We start from the raw sequence: 19764 nt of genomic DNA, 5'->3' as shown, positions 1-19764 counted from the left end.
ATCAAGTATAGTGACAACGGTACGACCTTTACGGCAAATGGCGGTGAGACGCCGGGTGCTTACATTGGCCAATACACCGACTTCACGGCGGCAGACAGCAATACGTTTTCCGCTTATACCTGGACGAAAGTCAAGGGCGACAAAGGAGATAAAGGCGACAAAGGAGATAAAGGCGACAAGGGTGATACGGGTGCAACCGGGCTTCCCGGTGCTCTAATCCGTCCACGCGGTGAGTGGAAAGCAAATACTAACTACGTCAATAATACGCAGTATCGGGATACGGTTATCTATAACGGAAATACTTATTCATGCCGGACGGATCATACTTCTGGGAGTTCTTTCGATGTAACGAAATGGACTTTGTTTAACGAATTTATAAATGTCGCTACGCATTTATTAGTAGCTCAAAATGCAACGATCGATATACTCGGTACGTCTGGTCTATTTATCGGTAATCAAGCCAAAACGCAAGGTTGGTTAATGACAGGCGGTTCGATTAAGCACAATGTAACCGGGCTTGAACTAACAGCAGACGGGAAATTATCACTCCCTAAAACAGGTGCGATATTAGTTGGGGGGAAGACGTTTATCAGTGATGGAAAGATCGTCGCTGATTTTATCGATGTAAACAAACTCGTTGTAAAACGAATAGAAGCTGTTGATGGCACTATTGGAGGCTTTAAGATTTCTGCTAATAGTATAGGGACAGGTTCTACCAGTATACCAACTATAGATAAAAAGGAGATGTTCCTTTACGATGATATGATTGGTTTTAATAGTAAAAATAGGCAAGTTATTGTAGGTCCGTTTAGTACAATGGGAGTCGATTATTTAGGAAGATTCTACGATCACCGTTCAAGACCTTATGATATAAATAGGGGTGTATCTATTAGTGTAACCGGAGGACGAGATAACATAGCACTTGCTATTGATGGTGGCATTGTAGTTGATGGTCAAAGAGGTATTGATGAGTTTTTCAGCTGTGCTGCCGTTTGGAATAATGGAAGGCAGCAGACTCGCGTGTTGCAGTTTAAAAATGGCATTTTATTTAATGCATATTGGGGATAATAATCAAATCACATAATTATGAAAATAGACTTTAGAGAAATTCAAGTAAAAGACATCGAAGGGAATAACAGTACTGTCGATATTGCAAAAATGTTAGGCAATGCGATCTATCAGAGAACTGCCGACTTGGGTGAGTTGGAATTAGCTCAAAACATCTACAAGAACGGTGAAGTAGAAGTATCTCCCGAACAGGCGGAAAGTATTAAAAAATATGTGAGTACGGGGTTCGTCGCTTTTGTTCAGGTAGCGGTTAATAAAGCTTTATCGGTAGAATAATTCAGTTTCAATCACTTTTATTAAAGATATGAACAATATTGATTCAATCATCATCCACTGTTCGGCTACACGTGCTGGACAAGCTTTCAAAGCAAAAGACATTGATCGAATGCATAGAGATCGAAACTTTTCTATGATTGGTTATCACTATATCATTGACTTAGATGGTACCATCGAAGAAGGAAGACCTCTATCAATGGAAGGTGCCCATTGTAATACTAAAGGCACCTCTGGTATATCATACAATAAACATAGCGTAGGAATTTGCTATGTAGGTGGTTTAGACGCTAACGGTAACCCAGCAGACACACGTACTCCTGCACAAAAAATTGCACTAATCGAGTTGGTCTCCCGACTCAAAAGTCAATTCAAGATCACAGAAGTACTAGGTCACAGAGATACTTCTCCAGATCTGAATGACAATGGCATCGTAGAGTCAAAGGAATGGATTAAATCCTGCCCCTGCTTCGACGCTGCAATTGAATTCGGCTACTCTCCTGCAGTTGTTATACGACCATAAGAAAGTTTGTACGAGCATGCAGTGTTTTGTACCAAAGTGTACAAAGACTGTACGCTCGTTATTTACTGGTTTTCAGACTAATAGAAATACATTGTACAAATGTACAATTTAAAATGCAAAACAGTTGAAACACTGCATTCCCTCTTGCTTACTCTCGTTTAAAACATGGGCATACACTAAAGTCTCTTTTAAATCAGAATGTCCTAGTATCTCTTTCAAGGAAGCTATATCTTTAGTCTTACGCAAAAAAATAGTTGCAAAAGTATGTCTACCAACTTTATGTGTAATGTTCTTCTCTATTCCAGCAATAGCAGCTATTTCTTTCAGGAATCTATTCATCGTTTGATCAGCTGGCAGTTTCTCAAAAACGATACCCTTTTTTCTGGTACCAACAATATTTTTCAGTAATGTACGAAGTGGATCCGATATAGGTACTTGAATAGGAAATGGTTTTCTTTTCTTTAGCTTCATTCGGAAATAAGTCAATGTATCATCTGTAAACTGCTCAAGAATCAATTTCTTTGCATCCCCTATGTGCAAAGAGCTAAAACATAAAAACAAAAACATTTCTAATGTTTTATGATGTTTATAGTCCAGTTCTCCATCCATATATAACCCCATCAAAATTTGTAACTCATCTTCTTGCAAATACTCACCACCAGGAATTCCTTTCTTTATCTTCCAGTTCTTGAAAGGATTCTCATCCATATATCCAGCATTGTATGCAGCTAAAACATACTTCTTTATTGTGGCCATGTTTTTGTTTGCGGTATTTTGATTATTTCCAAGTCCAGTCATCAGATGAAAGAAATACTCATCAAGCCACTCCCTGGTTATATCATCAAAATAGAGATTAGGATTATATTCTTGCAGCTTTTTGATAACCGATAAGTTCGTCTTAAAAGTTGAATATTCAAGTTTAAACGATTCTTTTTTTTGATAGTCTCGTACGAACTCGAAAAAAGTATTGTAATCGGTTGGCCGATGATATGCTTTAAGAAAAGCATCGCGAGTAAGTTTGCGATCACGAAGTCGGTATTTTACAAAAACATTGTTTATCCTGGCTAATATGTTTTCTATAATCAGGTTTTTGTCATTGCTTTGTTTGTCTCCTACTCCCACACACTTCTTCTTATCATTCCAATTTTTCAAATCAACAGAGACTTTCGTTGAAAAGTTTACTTTTTCACGATTAACGTAAAAAGATAACCAAACGACTCCAGTAGATGGGTCGCTTCCGTATGTTCTTAGATATATTTTTATAGTTACCATAATCTACAATGGTCCCTTTTTACAGGTAAGAATTGATAATCGGTCTACACCTGCACAGTTTGTTACACAAATACAGAAGTAGTTAATTGTTTGTGTGTCAACAAATAACAAATGCCGGACACATTTCTGTATCCGGCATTTTGCCTTCTTCGAGGTTCCTGGAGAACCTCTTTTTCTTTATTTTCCTTATTTATTAGATAAAACATTATTTTCATAAACTACTGAAAAACAACAAATTATTTATCACATAAAGAAAATAGAATAAAATAAGATAAAGAAAAGGTGGGAACAAAGTGGGAACATATAAAACATTTATTGTATATTTGTTCCCACCTTATCATAGTAAGAACTCGAACTAAAATATAAAGCTATGGCAGTATCTTTTTTTATCCGAAACAAGAAGGCAAAGATAGCCACTCTATTTGCCCGTATCAGAAGCAAAGCTAAGGATATAGACATCAAAGCCTCAACCTTGCTAGAAGTTGATGTATCAGCATGGGAAAAGTCCCAAGAATCAGCAATAAAAAGAAAGAACTACAGGAATGATAAAAACAACAAAGAGTTTTTTGATAAACTGGACTTGATAGAGAAAACTCTAAATAACATCCTTGATTCAGATACAAATGTTACTAATGAACTTGTAAATAAACGTATCTATGAAATAGTATATGCTGAACAGATAGCAGCCGAAAAAGAACGAGCAGAAGCTGAAGCTAAAGCCCTAGAAGAAGAACAGGCTACCAACTTCAACGACTTTATAGCACAATTCATTCACGAATGCGAAATCGGAAAACGGAAAAAGAAAGGAGGAACCACAAATATATCTCTTGGAACAATCAAGAGCTACAAAGGCTTTCAATCCCAGTTTAAAGCGTATCAAGAAACAAGGCTAAAGGTTATTGGTTTTGAGGACCTGACAATAGAGTTTTATAATGACTTCCGATCATTCCTCACAGATAAGGAATATTCCCCTAATACTATCGCTCGGATGGTGAAGATATGCAAAACGATATGTTATGCAGCCGAACAGCTTAAACTAATGGATGCGGCAAACGTCCGGTTTGGTTTTGATGTAATCTATAAAGATGTTGATAATGTCTATTTGACTGAAGAACGAATACAGGAACTTTATGAGTACAATTTATCCAATCGTCCGGCATGGGAAAAGATAAAAGATGTGTTTGTAGTTGGCTGTCTGACCGGGCAACGAGTAAGTGATTATAAGCGCATCAATACGAAAATGATAGTTACCCTTACCGATGGCAATAAGTACATCAAACTTAAACAGGAAAAAACCGGAAATATCGTTTATATTCCTCTTGATTATCGTGTTGCGGCTATCCTTGACAAATATAACGGTGCACTTCCCAAAGTCTACGACCAAAAGATAAACGACCATATCAAAGAGATTGGCGAGGCTTTAGGATGGACGGAAATAGTAGAGTTTGACGAACAACGGGGAGCGATGGAGTATACCGCTAAAAAACGTTTCTGCGACCTTCTTAAAACTCATACCTGCCGGAGAAGTTTAGCAACCAATATGTATAAAGCCGGGGCTTCATTAAGTTCTATAATGGCTATCACCGGACACAGTAGCGAGCAGCAGCTAAAGACATACCTCAAACTGGGTGAATCAGAAAAGAGTATGATAGCAGCTAAAGAGAATTATTTCACGAAATTACGAATAGTCAAATAGTGTTATTATGAAATTCTGTAAATTTAAAGAATATATTAAAGGGATCGCAAACTCAATATCTTATTTATCAGACGCTCCATTTACTACGCTGAAATTCCCGAATGAAAGTTGGTTTTCTGATACTAAGACAGAATTTGAAGAGGAATTATTTGGCAATATCAATAACACTAAGGACATAGATACCCTTTACTGCTTTTATGAGAAAATCATAGAAAAAGCAGGCATACGCAATTGGACACTACATTACCACACAAATCTTTTTGAAAAATGTGTTGAAAACGAACTGTTTGAAGAGTATGAATTGACGAAAACAGCATACGATTATATATTATCAGTATTTGAATGCGATAATTTTGGACATTGGGAAATAAATGGTTTTATGGAAAAACATAAAACGGAATTAGGAAAGAAAAACATAAAAGTTATAGCAGAAAACAATGATTTATCAAGTAAAATATTTACTCTGGAAGTTGAATTTGATAGAATATCTGATGAAAAGCGTAAACTTGAATTAGAAGTAGAAAAATTAAGAAATGAAATATCGACTTTAAACAGTAAAGAATCCATCTTAATGTTAGAAAATGAAGAGTTGAAAAAAGAAAACACAAAACTATCAGTTACAAAGATAACTACAACACAAATATCTCAAGAAGAGAACCACTTAAAAATAAAATGGAATTCTACAAAACCTAAAAAAATACTAGCATGTTTATTTAGAGAATTAAGAAATAGAGGATATCTTGATAACTCTAACGAAGAACTAGCCAAATTCCTAATTTCATACACAGATATATTTGCTAATGGCAAAGAATCCAGTATAATAAGCAACTATCTTAGAGTAAATTCCAATGATTCAAATAGAAATATAGATGATATTGAATCTATTATTAGTTCTGCTTTAGCCGATGTTTAATTTTGCATATATGCGCATTATTATTTCACATATATGCGCATAGATAATTATTGATAAAAACAGACAAACTTTGCTCCATAATCAAAAACGAAAGATTATGGAGCAATTTATTTCTACCCCTAATTCGGTACTTATTCAAGGCGCAACAATGAGTGACCTTGAAAGTATGTTGAGCCGCTTACTTGATAAGAAGTTGGCTGATATAATAGAGTCTACTCTCAAAGTAGATGTAAGTCCCAAAGACAGGCTTTACAAACGTAAAGCAGCAGCAGAAAAACTGCAAATCTCTCTTGTCACTTTAGATAACTGGACTAAATTGGGTGTTATTAACGCCAGAAAAATTGGTTCACGTGTATATTACACTGATAGTGATATTAATAATGCCTTGAAAAAATCCTTTAAAGAATAATCTATGGGAAAGTCAGACATTAACATTACCCAGACGCAACAGCTCGTTATGGGCTTCATCTCCCCTATTATTGACGAAATAGTAGACAGAGTATCAGAGAGAGTATTAGCTGCATCAAAGAAAGAACCTAAGTTCTACACTCGAAAAGAAGCCGCTGAAATCCTTCATGTCACCTTACCAACATTGGCGAGAATAACAAAGGACGGACTTCTTGTCGCCAAACATGTAGGTAGTAGAATCCTATATGAAGCAGATGCTATTGATGAGGCAGTAAAAAAGCAGGTCGTATTCAAATATCGGAGGGCATGACTATGGAAGAAAAGAAAAAGGCAGCCTCCACGACCGCCAATCTCCTCAACAACAGGAGCAAAGATAGCAAATCATCTCGAATCAAACAACAGATTCGCAAACTATTCTTAGATGGTGGCAAGTACACTAGTAAAGATTTAAACAAACTTACTGGCGGAAACGATAGCCGGAAAGTCATATCCGACCTTAGAAAAGAAGGTTGGAACATTAAAGACGTTCGCCTGGACGATAGAAGAAAACTATACTGGTTAGAGCCGGACAAACGGCAAATGTCTATTGACTGGGAAGGAGGTATCAATGAGTAGAAAATCATTTGTACTTTATACAGAATGGGAAGATGCGTTCGACGGACAGCCCAACGACATTGCGGGCGAACTCATTAAAGCAATATTCGACTATGTTAGAACAGAAGAAATGCCGCAAACAGACAATACTGTAGTCAATGCAATGTTCTCCATCTTTAAACCGGCTATTGACTGTAATATAGGCAAATATGATGCTGCTATCAAACAACGGAAAGAAGCCGCTCTCAAAAGTGCAGAAAGCAGAAAACATCAAGCGAACGACCGTAAACGAACGTCAACGACCGTATGCGACCGTAAACGAACGTCAACTGTAAGTGTAAGTGATAGTGTAAGTGTTAGTGATACTCTCTCTCTTAATGGAGAGAGTGTGAGAGAGGGAGCAAATAAAGTTCTCGACCTTCAATCAATCAAAGAGCAACTACTATCTGACGAAACATGGAAAGAATCTGTTTGTATGCAGTCTACTTTAGGCGTGTCTTTTATTTCTATGCTTCCCGACCAGTTAGATAAGTTCATTGCTTATATCGTTTCAATCGGAGAAGAACGAAGTATATCGAACATATCAGACGCAAAGAGAAGGTTTACTTATTGGTGGCAGAATCACGGAAGAAAGGAGGTACAGGATGAAAACAAACAAGTATACACCGTCCCCAATTAAGGGAATGCCGAACGCACCTGAAGCGGAGCAAGCCGTTAACGGTTCTCTCCTTAGCATTGGAGGTGATAAAGTATTTGATGCTATATCTTCCGATCTAAGAACAGACATGTTTTTTGATATCCGGAATGCAATATTGTATGAAGCTATACGGTCTCTTCATGCAAGCAATAAACCATGTGATATAGTGTCAGTAACGAATGAGATACGTTCGATGGGAAAGATAGAAGAAGTTCCGCCCCACTTCATCGCTGAAACTTTGAATCACGGCTACGATTCATTCCACGCCGTCGAACATGCCTTGATGGTAAAACAGAAATATCTACAACGGAAAGCTATTGAATTATCCCATATACTCCAACAACAAGCTTATGACGATACGGAAGATATCGGCGACGTCCTTTTCAATGCGGGGAAAGCACTGGAGCAAATGCAGCAGGATTTAATCGGGCAAAGTGAATCCCAGTCATTTAAAGACATTGCACAGTCCGCATTAAAAAACATAGAGAGGAAGATGGGATTGTATAGTAGCGGGAAACAGACAGGAATAACAACCGGGCTACAAGACCTTAACGATATGAATTCCGGTTGGCACGGTGGCGAGTTGATAGTATTGGCAGCACGCCCAGCCATGGGAAAAACTGCTGTATCTCTACATTTTGGAAAGTCAGCAGCTAGACAAGGTATTCCGGTAGTCATTTTTTCTTTAGAAATGGATTCTGTCAGCCTGTATGAACGTTTCATTGCTTCAGAATCCAATGTACATCCCAGCAAATTAAGGTCCGGCAATATAAGCCAAGATGAGCTACAGCAAATAGATAAAGCAGTAGGGGTAACTTTATACAGCTTACCGATAACAATAAACGATAACGCAGCTATAGGAATGAGTTACATCCGTGCAACGTGCCGTTTATACCATCGACAAAACAAATGTGGAATGGTGATAATAGACTATTTACAGTTGGTAACTGAAAGCTCAAATGGAACAAGAAACAGAGAACAGGAAATAGCCCGGATGTCCCGGGAAGCAAAGATTATCGCTAAAGAATTGAATGTACCTGTTATCCTTCTGTCTCAACTCAACCGGGAAGTAGACAAGAGACAGGATAAAAAACCTATTCTTGCAGACCTTCGAGAATCGGGAGCCATTGAACAGGATGCGGACATGGTTATATTCGTCCATCGTCCGGAATATTACGGAATCAGTGTAAAGGATTCATCCGGGCATGAGGTTTACAACTATGGTGAATTGATTATAGCCAAACATCGAAACGGTTCTGTCGGAACTGTCAAATTCAAGCATAACGGTTCCCTAACTAAGATATTTGACTACGATTCGAAAGGTTATACAGAAAACAATCCCTTCTAGCTATGGAAATAGAAACAATCTACGGACAAGTGATAGCGAAAGCAAATAACTATCAAGCCGTACCGGGCAAAGACGGTCAGAAACGGATCATCAAAAACGACCGGATCAGGGAGTATGAGAAATCCTTCTGCCTACAATGCAAGAAGTATCGAGGAAAGCGCATTTCCGGTCGTTTCAAGCTATTTATTCGTGTATGGCATGGGAATATTCGCTTCGATCTGGATAATGCCTTAAAAACGATCCTTGATTGCTTGCAAATGGTGGAGGCTATTACAAATGACAGCCTATGTTTTGAGATTCATGCGGAGAAACGGATAGACCGACGGAATCCGAGAGTAGAGTTTGGTCTGGAAGAGATAAACGAGCAAAAAAATATATTTAGTCCAAATAAAGCGATTTAAGCCATTTTCTTTTGCGGGATGATAAGATGTTCATCTTTGCGGAGAAAGTCGCTAATATAAAAACAAGATTTTAAAATGGAAAGATTAAAGCGCATAAAATATCCTCCATTAAAGGATAAATTTAAAAAGTACGGTGATTCTTTCGAATTGGTATCTAAAAACGAAAGCAACCGAATGTACTGCTACCGAAGAACCACCCCGGAAGGGATTGTATATTTCGAGGTGTTCCGGTCGAATCTGGAGAAGGACGAAAACGAACAGGTTTATGAATCCTATCCCCGTTCATCACAATTTGGTGACACAGGTTGGTGTATCAGAGATGGCGAATACGCTATGAAAAAAGTACTGAAGTATATGCAAAAGACATTTTCTAATTAAATAAATTACTAATAATCAAAATTTAAACATTATGATAAGAGACGAATTATATATCAATAACACAAAAGCCGATCTCAACAAGACGGATATTACTTTGAGCTACAAGAGTAACCTGCTAACCGATATTAGTAAAATTGTAAGTAATAGCAGTTATACGATAAAACTTCCTAAAACAGCAAAGAATCTGGCTTTGATTGAGTGCGCACATCTTCCCAGTTCAATAAGCCGTTATCCGTACCTAAAGCATAAAGGTACGTTATTACGGAATGGCATTGAGATAATCAAAGATGCAATTGTAGTATTGCTAGAGATTAATGAATCAATAGAAATAGCTCTTACCTGGGGTAATGTCACTAACTTCGCCAGTGTAGTAAACGATGGCAAGAAGCTAACGGATTTGGAATATGGAACAGTTGAGGGTACAGATTGGGTTGTTTGGGAAAATTGGGGAGAAAATTCGGAAAGATTTCCACGTATTGACTACGGGTTTAACCCTAATGATCCAAACGTTTGGCGTCATCCAGTAGTACCTGTATGGTGGATACTTTATAGGATTCAAGAAGAAAGCGGAGTGACATTTAATTTCCCGTCTGACAAGCTTACTGTTATAAACAAAATGATTATTCCTCTTTTGACAAGGAATGATTCACAACCCCTTTTTGATAAGTTCCCATTTATTATAAAGGCTTCAGGTCTTAGATATGACGGATTTAATTCTTGCGATGTTGTTTTTTCAATCCCAGATGCTACACAACAGAATTATGGAGAGATTCTTTCAGAAAACACTTTCTTGAAATCAAATTATGAAGCTTCACTAATAAGTGGAGAAATATATATTGGAATAAAATATACATATAGTACATCTTCATCCGATTATCCTATAATACTTAACGTATATGAAGATAGCGCAAATACATCTCCTGTAATAAGTAAAACTATATATCCTCAAATAGAACAAAAAGACGGATATAAATCTCTTTATTTTCAATTTAGTTATGAAGTAGATATAAAAGATGGGTATAAATTTGATTTAAGTCTTACTCCAAGACCATCCATAGATCAAAATTCTTGTTTTATTGAATCTGATAGTAATATAAATCTGTATCTAAAGACTAAGGGTGAAATATCTTTTGGTGAGAAATTTCCTCTAGTTCCCAATCTTCCGGACATCAAGCAAATAGACTTCATTAAAGCCGTTGCCTCAATGGTCGGTTTGTTTGCCTTACCGGATGGCGAAAACGGGATCAAGTTTATTCCCTTCGATAATCTGTCTGCAAACAAATCTAAAGCTGTAGACTGGACGAATCGTGTGATAATGGCTTATAATAGCGTAACGCCAAGAAACTTACAGTACACCCTTAATAACATTGCTCAAAACAACTGGTTCCGGTATAAAGAAGATGATAATGTCATGGGAAACTATGATGGAAATATCCAGGTTGATGATGCCACGATAGAGTACGAACGTGATGCTATCACTTTGCCTTTCTCCGCCTGCAGTACAAAAGGAGACGTTGCTTATATTCCTTTGTATTCCTACAACGATAACGGAGAACTACAGTATAATAAAGCCAATCCTCGGATATTACTTCTTGATGGCACAAAGGGAATATTCAAGGGGCTAGAATGGAATACCTTAATTGCAAATAACTATCAGACGTACAAAGGACTAATCAATAATGCAAAGGTAGTGACCGAGTATATCCGTCTTAACAGTATCGAATTGCGGGACTTAGAGATGGATATACCGGTTTATTTGGCTCAATATGGTTGTTATCTGGCTATCATAGAGATAAAGACCAAAGAGAACGATATATGCGAGTGTAAACTTTTAAAATTGTAATGACATGGAAGAAAATGTAGAAGAAAAGATTCGGAGTATTACCGAACAGGCCAATCAAACTAGAAAAATGCTTTTAGAAGAGTATTTGGGACATTCTATCTCTATGGAGGAGGCTATAAATATGGAAATACCGGACGAAGCTTTGGATCATCTGGGAGATTTGTAATTTAATGATTAAATATAAAAGACTACTGAAGATATGGCAAAATTTAATGAAGAAACAATTCAAAAGTGCGTTGACTGGGTATGTGAAAACGGACTTATAGATTATGGCGGTGCAAAGCTTATTGACTTCTGTAATGTAATGGGAATCGGAAAGAGTACCTATTACCGATGGATGGAAAATGAAACTTTCGGGAATGCTATAAAAAAGGCGAAAGAAGATTTCAAAAACGGGTTAGAACGCAATGTCGTTTCTTCCCTTGCAAGGTCTGCCATCGGGTATGAATACGAACAGGTTTCTTCTGAATACTACATGGAAGGCAAGAAAAAGAAGTTGAAAAAGGAAGTAAGAAAAAATGTCCGTGTTGAGCCTAATGTAGGAGCCGGAATATTCCTTCTCACAAACCTTGCTCCTGACAGATGGAAGAACAAACAGAATACCGAACATTCAGGAGAAATTTCTACAGGATTGACCGTTGTAGTCAAGGATCAGGAAGAAGCGGATTTAATCAAACAATTAAAAGAACATTAGTTATGTCTGCACCTAAAAGAAACCAATTTTGGAAGTTGAGAAACAAGCATGGGAGAAGTAAGCGTTTTGCTTCTCCTGAACAGTTGTGGGAAGTAGCCTGTGAGTATTTTGCCTATTGTGACAGAACTCCATGGAAAGCAATCAAGAATAAAACGAAAGGAGAAATAAAGGAAAAGGAAGAAAGCCCTACACAACGTCCTTACTCTCTGACCGGGTTAATGGCTTATTTAGATGTCAGTTCATCATATTGGCGGAAATTTAAAGAGGGTGCAAATGAAGATTTCTTTCCGGTCATTACACGCATAGAGAATATTATCAGGACACAACAATTAGAAGGTGCTATTGTTGGAGCGTTTAATCCCAATATAGTTTCCCGAATTATAGGTCTTTCTGATAAACAAAAGGTAACTCATACCATCAACAGTAAAGAGTTTAAAGGCTTTGATTTCTTACCTTATATTCCCAAAGCAGATGAAAGTATATGAGGTTTTAGCATCAAGCCGCTTTCTACTCGCTACAATGAACAGAAACGGAGTGAGCGCAGATGATATAATGTATCTTGATATGTTCTATGAGTATAGAGATATGCTTGCAGAAGGACGAAAAGAAGCCGAAACTCGGGACTTTCTTTCAAACAAGTATAAGTTATCAGCCTCAACAATAAAAAAGGCTATAAAGCGTTTGAATGAAGAATATAAATTATAGTTTTAATGGTTAAGTATAAACAAAAGCCCCGAACCAATCAAGGAACGGGGTATGTTTAATACATATTTACAATTATTTTGTCGGGAATCAAAGCTGATTTTCCCGTTGCAAAACAAGTTCTTTCACTTCTGGATATAAATCCAATAATTTTTTATCCATTTTATCTATGAACTCATATACTTCCAGAAAATAAATCAAAGCATTTTTCTTTGCAAATTGCTCTTGAGCCAATAAATATAAAAATGGAACTTTGGAGACATCTACAATTTCTTCTTTTATTTTTGTTGGTTCATTCAAGCTACCAGAGTATATAACAGTAGAAGATTCTTTAAATAGTTTTGAATAAGAAGCATGAGAAAAGGTATTTCGGTATATATTTTTTAGCTTTATCAATCTTTCAGCTTCATCTTTGGTTATCAAACCTTTACTTTTACACTTCTTAATATTAGGTTCAATATCCCTATTATCATAGTCCTCAACTTCTTGTTTGAATGTTTCATCTATCCTCTCAGAATCATTAAATCGTCTACCCTGTGAATCCCATGTTATCAATGTTTGTTTCAAACTATTCTCAAATAGGTGATTTGTTAGAGTTATAGCAGCTTGTGCATTACCAATTATCAGACAATCACATATTTCTGATATTATAGATTTGAGTCCATTTAATACATTCAGTTTACCATATTTGATAAATATGAGGGGTCTTGTATAATCATTGACTACAATCCTATTTCTTAGTTCTTCCAAATATTCAGTTGCTTTTGCATCTGAAAATCCTTTGACTGAATACTTAAGATTGATATTCTTATTCATATTTGATTTGCTTTTACATTGACGTCCTTTCCACAATAAAGAACAAAATGGATTACTAACCTCTTCATTATTCTGGTTCGTAACCCTCATAATAATAAGATTGCGTAATACCTTTAAATATAACTTCTCTATCATCTACCTGGTTGGTTAATCTTTGATGTAACAAAGTCCGCAGTTCCAGGTCGTTAATCGGGCTTCTTTCCATAGCTTGCAAATAGAGAACCTTATCTACATTCTGCCAATCGATCACCATGCCAAGACGTTTTTTAAGTATCACATCAAGATACATACAATTAGCAAAACGAAAGTTTCCCTTTACTATATTCAACGTACGCACCTGTTCAGCAAACCTGTACAACCCATCGAACAAATAACGGTGTATGTCACACAATCCCTTTACGGTTCCCACCTCAATACGATCTATATCTCCAGTTTCAAACAAGGCATGAGCTTTTGCAAAGCTCAATTTATCTATTTCATTTGTATTCATACCCTATTGCATTATAGACAAATATCTTTGTAAAGAGGCTATTTCGGCCTCAACAACAAGTTTTTGAAAGGCTTCCGGCTTATTCTCTGTATGAGATTCTTCCAATGCTTTATAATAACTTATTTTATCCTCATTGCTACCTTTTAAAGTAACCAATGTATACCCATTCCGTAAAAGATAAAGATTCATCAATAAACGTGACGTTCGCCCGTTTCCATCAATAAACGGATGAATACGTACAAGTTCGTCGTGAAGATATGCGGCTATAAGTACCGGATGTACTTTTTCTTCCTCCATCTGCCGGAACTTTATCATAAAATCCTCCATTTGTTTCTGTATTAAATAAGGTTGTGGCGGCATGTGGGTACTACCGGAAATCATGACGGGAACGGTGCGATACCGCCCGGCATTTTCACGATCTATTCCGTGCAAGATAAGAGCGTGTATTTCTTTGATAGTGCGTTCGCTTATCTCTATATCTTTCTTCGCTATATCTTTGATATAATCAATAGCCTCGCTATGATTGATAGCCTCCAGATGTTCACGCATAGATTTGCCGGATATGGTAACTCCTTCATTTACTACTAGGGCGGTTTCCTGTAATGTAAGGGTATTGCCTTCGATTCGGTTACTTTCGTAAGTGTATTCTATATCTAAGGCATCCTGTATCTTTTCCAAAGCATCTTCCGGTAATGGACGTAAAGCGGATAATTCTCCTTTGAGTGTGTCAGCTTTATCTAACAACAGTTTTAAATCTTCATTCATGAGACTATTCTACTTTAAGATTAATACTCTTTCCACAATGAGGACAAGTGAGAGAAAGACGGTCTTTCTTTGGTTGCTCGAATAGCTCTGTTACTGGACAACCTATAGCGTCCGCTATTCTTAAAAGTATCTCTGTAGACGGATTACCGTTTACATGAGTACTAAGAGTAAAACGTGATATTCCCATTTTATCGGCTACTTCATTAATTGATGTGCCGTACTCTTTAATAACTTCTTTAATTCTTAGTTGCTCAATCATAATTTCTAAATTTTGTTTTTGCAAAGATACATTAATAAAGCAAACGTGGTATCATCATACCACTAATTAAGGTTAAAATTAGTACGATAATCCCACTTTTATTTGTTTATGTGGTACGAAAATACCACTTTTGCATCATCAAAGTTAAACCAATAAATAAAAAAGATATGGCACGTTACGATTTAAGCAAAATAATGAAGAGAGCACACAACTTGTATAACAATGCCCGTGCAAAGTACCCGACATTCGCTGATGCACTCCGTAAATCTTGGAGCATGGCAAAGTTTGAGGTTAGAGTAGCCGAAGAACGCCAGGCAATCGAAGCGGAGACTAAAGCACGTGAAGCAAAGGTACGTGAAGAGAACGAGCAAGCCGCAATTAGTTCGGTTCTTCTTCAGGCACAAATCGAAGCCGATCGGATCAGAAGAGAAGCGGAAGCCAAAGCGGAACGCATGAAAGGCGAGATAGCAGCACGCAAAGAGGGCATCTCTTACAACGAGTATCAAAACCGTATTAGTCGTGCAATGGGCTACGGGTGTGGTTCGTATTGCGGTGACTAATTTTTTTATTCATAATAATTGATTTGTTTTCATGGAAGTACTGGTTTGTGAAAATAGGTGCTTCCCTTTCACTGAATTATTAACCATAGGGGGAATTCCCCCTATCATAAATTATACTATATGATAGAAACAAAGGTTTATAAGCTCCACGAGAGCAAGCAAGTAGAGGATATTACTACCATGCTAAAGATAGAAGGAATAAAGTATAATGTATTCGAATACGAAGAGTACACAGCAATAGAAGTGACCGGTACACCATTAGAGATAATAAGAGCCTCCACAATATACCAACAGGTTACAACCATTAAGCTATAACGAGATGGAGATATTGATAATATTTGGATGCCTATACACCGGCTATAGGATATTTAGGAGAAAGGGAGAACACTTCTTTGATGTTTAATCAATTATGAACGCTACACTAATTATTTGTATCATCCTTCTTGCTTTCTGCGTATGGGATGAAATTTTTAACGATAACAACAGGAATCAATCAATATAAAATATAACTATGGAAATGGTAATAGAGCCCGCTAGCAAAGAACGGACAGAGCAAGGAGAGCAGTTTATCGAAAGACTACTAAAGATTCTACAAAACAACGATAAAGTAACGGTTAACGTAATGTATTGCCAGACTTGCGTTATTGACAGACTAGTAACTGTAGAATCTGGTACCAGTTTTAATGCGGGTCTAAGTAAAGACAATTGTACAGTACTAAATGAAATGGTTTACAACTCACATCAATAAATGATACATGAAAGTTGACGCCATCAACAAAGCCACCTCGGTAACAATATGGTTGCCGGGTTTACATTTAAAAGAATCCGATTATGAATAATCCTCCGTTGGGATGAACTGGGGAGAGAAGACAGGGCAAAGGAATGTAATGCCCTACCTGATCCGACAGATTACGGAGCAGGTCATACGATACATGAACTTATCATTTCTTTGTTCGGTGCTAGAAAATCGCTTAGATGCAAACAGGATGAGAAAACGAGCAAAGGAGTATAGGATAACGTGAGAAAATCTCACATTATAGTAGTATTCTTTTATGTTTTACGACATGTTTCGAGTAAAAACGACTATAAAAAAGCGAAATAAGATAAAATGAGATAAAGAAAACAATAAAAACATGCTATATTTGCATCAGAAAAAAAGAGCAAAGGAATGAAAATAAAGGAATTAACGATAGATGAAATGCTTAAATTAAAAGCTGTGGTACTATACGTCATAAACAAATGTGACGAAATAGACTATTTTCATTTATTCAAAATACTATATTTTGCGGACAGAGCTCATTATGCTAAATATGGCAGAAGAATCATTCAAGATACTTTCTGTGCACTACCTAAAGGACCTGTCCCCTCTGTTTTATTTGATGCGATAAAGGTAGCGACCAAACAAGCTACTGCCGTTAATAATTCACCGTTATCAATTATTTCAAATTCCATTGAATCTCCAGATTCCGCATATTATTTTATACTGAGTGCAAAAGAATTACCAGATATGGAAGAATTATCGCAATCAGATATTGACTGCCTTGATGCTTCTATAAAAGAAAATAAAAATGTTGATATAGACACTCTGTCTACAAAATCTCACGATGAAGCATGGAGAAATGCATGGGAAAAACAAAAAGCACATCCTATGGATGCAATTCTAATGGCAAAAGCAGGTGGAGCAAATGAAAGCATGATAGAATATATCAAAGAAAACGAAGAGATTAACAAACTTGCTTTTTAAGACATGGGAGCATCTATTGCTGATATTTTATCCAATAAAGAAAAATCGCAACTTGTTTTACCTAATATAAATAAGGGAGATGTCTTTAAAATGAGATTAACCCCAAAAGAAGGAATAATTCCTAAAAATAAAGGCGACAACGACCGTGACAAATATTTCATTATCGTAGGAAAAACAGCAAATAATGCTCTTATCGGTTTTGTTGTTATTAATAGTAATATCAATACCAATATTTCGAAAGAACTACAGGATCTGCACTATCCAATAAATGTCAGCGACTATCCATTCCTAAAGAAGAATAGTTTTGTCTGCTGTGCTGAACTCAAAGAAATTACAGCCGATAACTTTATAGACAGATATGAAGGAGAAGGAAGATGTGGGAAATTAACAAATGAAGATTTAGAACTCATTATTGGAGCTTTGAAATCATCCCCATTGGTTACTCCTAAACAATTAAAAAGATTTGGCTTATAATTTTTTCCATCCACTAAAAACAAATTCAAAAAACTTTATCTCATGATAAACAAGAAAGATGCTTGCCAAGCGTTAATTGATGGCAAAATTATTATTGCGTATTTCGGCAATAACGGTGACTATCAATACCCCCATTTAGCAACCCCTATTGAGATTAGACTATTCGGTAACCTATTCTGTACATATACATCACACGGTACTCATACAAGGAAACTCACAGAAAGTAATATTATGGAGGCACTTGATAAAAAATTCAATTCTCTTAGAATTTGCCCGGTATGCATTTTAGATAAAAGACCTATTGATGAACCTATGCTACCAAGATTATAATAATAGACAGCTAGTATTATTTATGCTTCCGAATTTATATTATCAAGTCTCTAATTACAATTAGTTTAGGTTTTACTTCTTTCCTGAATTAACTACATTCCAATTATTCCTAAGCATAAATATTCCCTGTAATTTCGTTCATTTGTCACTTAACAAAAAGAAAAAAAAACATGGGAATAGATCCGATTATTAAGCAAGCCATTGAGATTGGTATTAAATTAGGTATTGAAGCATACAGGAATGAAAGGAATGCAAACCTCAAAAACAAAAAGATTCTTATATGCAAGTCTGATGCAGAAAGACGTTTTGGACGTGGAGTCATTAGAGAGTTGATTAAAAGGAAATTTATATTCCCTTATCAATTTGGTATTGAAACAATGGTAGACGAAGAAGGTGACGAAATTACCGAGCCTAGAGGACATATATACTATAAACTACATGAAATTATAGAAGCTGTTGAGGAAGGGAATATTCTAAAATGCCTTCAAAAACGCAGAACTATGAAATATAACTCCAAATAACCGTTATTTGGAACTGATACACTACAAAGATTTTTCCCCAGTCATTACGCACGTATGAAAGAAATTCTCAAAAATGTGGATTTTGTGGATGCTATAAAAAAGGGAAATAAAATAAACATGAAGATTTCTTCCCGGTCATCACACGCATATATGAAAGACTTATCAAGCCCTTACTCACGAATATCAAAACTTTTTAGTAACTTCGTATCTATGAAACTAAAACCAAAATAGCATTTAGAGTACATGAAGCATATATTCAACGAGGAACAGCAGAATAAAGCAGCATTTATTTGTTCAAATCCCATAGCTCGGCTATCCGAACTTTATCGTAGTGAGGTTGAGAATCTTGCTATTATATGGTGTTACTATTCCGGGAAGATAGAAGGCAATAGTTACACTTATGTTGAAACAGAAACTCTCTTAAAAGACCAAATCACCTCTCTAAAGAGATATGAAGATGCAGAAATACTAATCAACCTACACAACACATTCACTACAGAACTAGAATATATCAAAGAGATAAATAGCAAAGAAAAACTGGACGAAATACTCTATCAACAGGAACAATATACTAATCCATTGGAACGAGCCGTTTATCTTCATTGCAACATAGCCCAATTACAACCTTTCGCTAATAAGAACAAGCACGCTTCCCGAATGATAGAAAGTATTGTATTAATGAATGCTGATATTATCCCCGTTTATTCTTTAAGAGAGACTGATATATTGAACTACAAGAAAGGGCTAATATCTTTTTTGCGAAACTGGAGAATATTCCCTATATGCTGACTACTTCCTGAATAGACAAATCGAAAGAATAAAAGAAATCGAGGAATAAAAAACAGTCTTTCCTCAAAAAACACCATCCTGATATCATGTTTTTGTGGCTCAGTTGTAATTCTTGGGGGATTAAGTTTAGTCAATTCCCTTCATGCATATACCTTTGCTAGCCTAAAAAGGAAGAAGCTCATATCCACTACTCCTTTAAATGATGC

28 protein-coding genes and 1 pseudogene are annotated in these 19764 nt (G+C 36.4%); 24 read left to right on the top strand and 5 right to left on the bottom strand.

The features are described 5' to 3' along the window. The 3 genes from KFO40_RS17110 to KFO40_RS17100 form a co-directional block, all read left to right on the top strand. Positions 1-1068, top strand: a 1068-nt coding sequence (locus tag KFO40_RS17110; RefSeq protein WP_410489904.1) for a carbohydrate-binding protein, incomplete at its 5' end; no start/stop codon positions are given. 18 nt (positions 1069-1086) lie between these two features. After that, positions 1087-1344, top strand: coding sequence for a hypothetical protein (locus KFO40_RS17105; RefSeq protein WP_118407300.1), 258 nt, complete (start codon positions 1087-1089; stop codon positions 1342-1344). Positions 1345-1372: 28 nt separating this feature from the next. Continuing rightward, positions 1373-1864, top strand: coding sequence for an N-acetylmuramoyl-L-alanine amidase (locus KFO40_RS17100; protein ID WP_149943912.1), 492 nt, complete (start codon positions 1373-1375; stop codon positions 1862-1864). 108 nt (positions 1865-1972) lie between these two features. Here the strand turns inward: KFO40_RS17100 and KFO40_RS17095 are convergent, their stop codons facing one another. Beyond that, positions 1973-3136, bottom strand: a complete 1164-nt coding sequence (locus tag KFO40_RS17095; RefSeq protein ID WP_211146623.1) for a site-specific integrase — start codon at positions 3134-3136, stop codon at positions 1973-1975. A 370-nt stretch (positions 3137-3506) separates the two neighbouring features. Between KFO40_RS17095 and KFO40_RS17090 the strand changes: the two genes are divergently transcribed. The 14 genes from KFO40_RS17090 to KFO40_RS17025 all read left to right on the top strand — a co-directional run bounded on the left by KFO40_RS17090 (position 3507) and on the right by KFO40_RS17025 (position 12813). After that, positions 3507-4832, top strand: coding sequence for a tyrosine-type recombinase/integrase (locus KFO40_RS17090; protein WP_151936759.1), 1326 nt, complete (start codon positions 3507-3509; stop codon positions 4830-4832). Positions 4833-4839: 7 nt separating this feature from the next. Then, on the top strand, positions 4840-5745 hold the full coding sequence (locus KFO40_RS17085; RefSeq protein ID WP_151936760.1) for a hypothetical protein: 906 nt from the start codon (positions 4840-4842) through the stop codon (positions 5743-5745). 97 nt (positions 5746-5842) lie between these two features. After that, positions 5843-6154: a helix-turn-helix domain-containing protein gene (locus KFO40_RS17080; RefSeq protein ID WP_151936761.1), complete on the top strand. Its 312-nt coding sequence runs from the start codon at positions 5843-5845 to the stop codon at positions 6152-6154. A gap of 3 nt (positions 6155-6157) precedes the next feature. Beyond that, positions 6158-6463, top strand: coding sequence for a helix-turn-helix domain-containing protein (locus KFO40_RS17075; RefSeq protein ID WP_151936762.1), 306 nt, complete (start codon positions 6158-6160; stop codon positions 6461-6463). Between the two features lie 2 nt (positions 6464-6465). After that, complete coding sequence (locus KFO40_RS17070) at positions 6466-6768, top strand: AbrB family transcriptional regulator (RefSeq protein ID WP_410489905.1); 303 nt, start codon at positions 6466-6468, stop codon at positions 6766-6768. Continuing rightward, the gene (locus tag KFO40_RS17065; protein WP_211146621.1) at positions 6761-7426 is read left to right on the top strand and encodes a DUF6291 domain-containing protein; all 666 of its coding nucleotides are present in this window, start codon (positions 6761-6763) and stop codon (positions 7424-7426) included. Before KFO40_RS17070 ends, KFO40_RS17065 begins: the two co-directional genes overlap by 8 nt. Further along, positions 7392-8792 carry a replicative DNA helicase gene (gene dnaB / locus KFO40_RS17060; RefSeq protein WP_151936764.1) on the top strand — a complete coding sequence of 467 codons (1401 nt, stop codon included), beginning with the start codon at positions 7392-7394 and terminating at the stop codon, positions 8790-8792. The genes KFO40_RS17065 and dnaB overlap by 35 nt, the downstream gene beginning before the upstream one ends. A gap of 2 nt (positions 8793-8794) precedes the next feature. Continuing rightward, positions 8795-9193, top strand: a complete 399-nt coding sequence (locus tag KFO40_RS17055) for a RusA family crossover junction endodeoxyribonuclease (RefSeq protein ID WP_151936765.1) — start codon at positions 8795-8797, stop codon at positions 9191-9193. 75 nt (positions 9194-9268) lie between these two features. Beyond that, entirely contained in the window at positions 9269-9571 is a 303-nt protein-coding gene (locus KFO40_RS17050; RefSeq protein ID WP_055236616.1) for a hypothetical protein, read from the top strand. A gap of 31 nt (positions 9572-9602) precedes the next feature. Beyond that, complete coding sequence (locus tag KFO40_RS17045; RefSeq protein WP_151936766.1) at positions 9603-11414, top strand: hypothetical protein; 1812 nt, start codon at positions 9603-9605, stop codon at positions 11412-11414. 4 nt (positions 11415-11418) lie between these two features. Beyond that, positions 11419-11580: a hypothetical protein gene (locus KFO40_RS17040; protein ID WP_007754900.1), complete on the top strand. Its 162-nt coding sequence runs from the start codon at positions 11419-11421 to the stop codon at positions 11578-11580. A 33-nt stretch (positions 11581-11613) separates the two neighbouring features. Beyond that, positions 11614-12108, top strand: coding sequence for a hypothetical protein (locus KFO40_RS17035; protein WP_151936767.1), 495 nt, complete (start codon positions 11614-11616; stop codon positions 12106-12108). A 2-nt stretch (positions 12109-12110) separates the two neighbouring features. Continuing rightward, complete coding sequence (locus tag KFO40_RS17030; protein WP_151936768.1) at positions 12111-12593, top strand: DNA-packaging protein; 483 nt, start codon at positions 12111-12113, stop codon at positions 12591-12593. After that, the gene (locus KFO40_RS17025) at positions 12580-12813 is read left to right on the top strand and encodes a hypothetical protein (RefSeq protein ID WP_151936769.1); all 234 of its coding nucleotides are present in this window, start codon (positions 12580-12582) and stop codon (positions 12811-12813) included. The genes KFO40_RS17030 and KFO40_RS17025 overlap by 14 nt, the downstream gene beginning before the upstream one ends. Before the next feature lie 87 nt (positions 12814-12900). Here the strand turns inward: KFO40_RS17025 and KFO40_RS17020 are convergent, their stop codons facing one another. The 4 genes from KFO40_RS17020 to KFO40_RS17005 all read right to left on the bottom strand — a co-directional run bounded on the left by KFO40_RS17020 (position 12901) and on the right by KFO40_RS17005 (position 15140). Beyond that, a complete protein-coding gene (locus tag KFO40_RS17020) occupies positions 12901-13626 on the bottom strand; it encodes a hypothetical protein (protein ID WP_061447830.1) in 726 nt (241 codons plus the stop codon). A gap of 67 nt (positions 13627-13693) precedes the next feature. Next, positions 13694-14116, bottom strand: coding sequence for a cell filamentation protein Fic (locus tag KFO40_RS17015; RefSeq protein ID WP_151936770.1), 423 nt, complete (start codon positions 14114-14116; stop codon positions 13694-13696). 3 nt (positions 14117-14119) lie between these two features. After that, the gene (locus KFO40_RS17010; protein WP_055236447.1) at positions 14120-14881 is read right to left on the bottom strand and encodes a Fic family protein; all 762 of its coding nucleotides are present in this window, start codon (positions 14879-14881) and stop codon (positions 14120-14122) included. Positions 14882-14885: 4 nt separating this feature from the next. Continuing rightward, positions 14886-15140: a helix-turn-helix transcriptional regulator gene (locus KFO40_RS17005; RefSeq protein WP_151936772.1), complete on the bottom strand. Its 255-nt coding sequence runs from the start codon at positions 15138-15140 to the stop codon at positions 14886-14888. A gap of 167 nt (positions 15141-15307) precedes the next feature. Here KFO40_RS17005 and KFO40_RS17000 point away from each other — a divergent pair, with 167 nt between their 5' ends. The 7 genes and pseudogenes from KFO40_RS17000 to KFO40_RS16970 all read left to right on the top strand — a co-directional run bounded on the left by KFO40_RS17000 (position 15308) and on the right by KFO40_RS16970 (position 19607). Beyond that, complete coding sequence (locus KFO40_RS17000) at positions 15308-15700, top strand: hypothetical protein (RefSeq protein ID WP_151936773.1); 393 nt, start codon at positions 15308-15310, stop codon at positions 15698-15700. A 120-nt stretch (positions 15701-15820) separates the two neighbouring features. After that, positions 15821-16015: a 2-C-methyl-D-erythritol 4-phosphate cytidylyltransferase gene (locus tag KFO40_RS16995; RefSeq protein WP_151936774.1), complete on the top strand. Its 195-nt coding sequence runs from the start codon at positions 15821-15823 to the stop codon at positions 16013-16015. Positions 16016-16868: 853 nt separating this feature from the next. Beyond that, complete coding sequence (locus tag KFO40_RS16990) at positions 16869-17444, top strand: Panacea domain-containing protein (RefSeq protein ID WP_055236452.1); 576 nt, start codon at positions 16869-16871, stop codon at positions 17442-17444. Between the two features lie 3 nt (positions 17445-17447). Beyond that, positions 17448-17918, top strand: a complete 471-nt coding sequence (locus KFO40_RS16985; RefSeq protein ID WP_151936775.1) for a hypothetical protein — start codon at positions 17448-17450, stop codon at positions 17916-17918. Between the two features lie 42 nt (positions 17919-17960). Further along, the gene (locus KFO40_RS16980) at positions 17961-18248 is read left to right on the top strand and encodes a hypothetical protein (RefSeq protein WP_055236454.1); all 288 of its coding nucleotides are present in this window, start codon (positions 17961-17963) and stop codon (positions 18246-18248) included. A gap of 170 nt (positions 18249-18418) precedes the next feature. Then, entirely contained in the window at positions 18419-18769 is a 351-nt protein-coding gene (locus tag KFO40_RS16975) for a hypothetical protein (RefSeq protein ID WP_211146620.1), read from the top strand. A gap of 243 nt (positions 18770-19012) precedes the next feature. After that, positions 19013-19607 (top strand): annotated as a pseudogene (locus tag KFO40_RS16970) (Fic family protein). Positions 19608-19764: the final 157 nt, after the last annotated feature.

Source organism: Bacteroides sp. 1001302B_160321_D4, from assembly GCF_015667765.1.
Taxonomy (GTDB): Bacteria; Bacteroidota; Bacteroidia; order Bacteroidales; family Bacteroidaceae; genus Bacteroides; species Bacteroides xylanisolvens.
Note: the sequence above shows the minus strand (reverse complement) of the source record. Positions and strands in the feature narration are given on the sequence as shown.